The sequence below is a fragment of the Mycobacterium sp. SMC-21 genome (assembly GCF_045310825.1).
GTDB lineage: Bacteria > Actinomycetota > Actinomycetes > Mycobacteriales > Mycobacteriaceae > Mycobacterium.
Genome location: NZ_JBJIAO010000109.1, coordinates 1 through 1188 on the forward strand (window position 1 = coordinate 1; position 1188 = coordinate 1188).

Here is a 1188-nt window from a genome sequence, read left to right on the forward strand (position 1 = left end):
TGCTGCCGGCAGCGGGAGGGGGTGGCACAAACCAGTGAGAAGCGACTGTTTACTAAAAACACAGGTCCGTGCGAAGTCGCAAGACGATGTATACGGACTGACGCCTGCCCGGTGCTGGAAGGTTAAGAGGACCTGTTAACTCCTTCGGGGGTGAAGCGGAGAATTTAAGCCCCAGTAAACGGCGGTGGTAACTATAACCATCCTAAGGTAGCGAAATTCCTTGTCGGGTAAGTTCCGACCTGCACGAATGGCGTAACGACTTCTCAACTGTCTCAACCATAGACTCGGCGAAATTGCACTACGAGTAAAGATGCTCGTTACGCGCGGCAGGACGAAAAGACCCCGGGACCTTCACTACAACTTGGTATTGGAGTTCGGTACGGTTTGTGTAGGATAGGTGGGAGACTGTGAAGCGCACACGCCAGTGTGTGTGGAGTCGTTGTTGAAATACCACTCTGATCGTATTGGGCTTCTAACCTCGGACCGTCTATCCGGTCCAGGGACAGTGCCTGGTGGGTAGTTTAACTGGGGCGGTTGCCTCCTAAAATGTAACGGAGGCGCCCAAAGGTTCCCTCAACCTGGACGGCAATCAGGTGTTGAGTGTAAGTGCACAAGGGAGCTTGACTGCGAGACGTACATGTCGAGCAGGGACGAAAGTCGGGACTAGTGATCCGGCACCCCCGAGTGGAAGGGGTGTCGCTCAACGGATAAAAGGTACCCCGGGGATAACAGGCTGATCTTCCCCAAGAGTCCATATCGACGGGATGGTTTGGCACCTCGATGTCGGCTCGTCGCATCCTGGGGCTGGAGCAGGTCCCAAGGGTTGGGCTGTTCGCCCATTAAAGCGGCACGCGAGCTGGGTTTAGAACGTCGTGAGACAGTTCGGTCTCTATCCGCCGCGCGCGTCAGAAACTTGAGGAAACCTGTCCCTAGTACGAGAGGACCGGGACGGACGAACCTCTGGTCTACCAGTTGTCCCACCAGGGGCACCGCTGGATAGCTACGTTCGGACAGGATAACCGCTGAAAGCATCTAAGCGGGAAACCTCTTCCAAGACCAGGTTTCTCACCCTTTTAGAGGGATAAGGCCCCCCGCAGACCACGGGATCGATAGACCAGACCTGCACACTTAGCAATAAGTTTAGGGAACTGGCACTAACCGGCCGAAAACTTACACACACCCAAAAAA

General features: G+C 55.0%; 1 rRNA gene. It reads left to right on the forward strand.

The annotated features are described in order from the left end of the window. A 23S ribosomal RNA gene (locus ACJH6H_RS29755) occupies positions 1–1178 on the forward strand; the annotation flags it as partial. Positions 1179–1188: the final 10 nt, after the last annotated feature.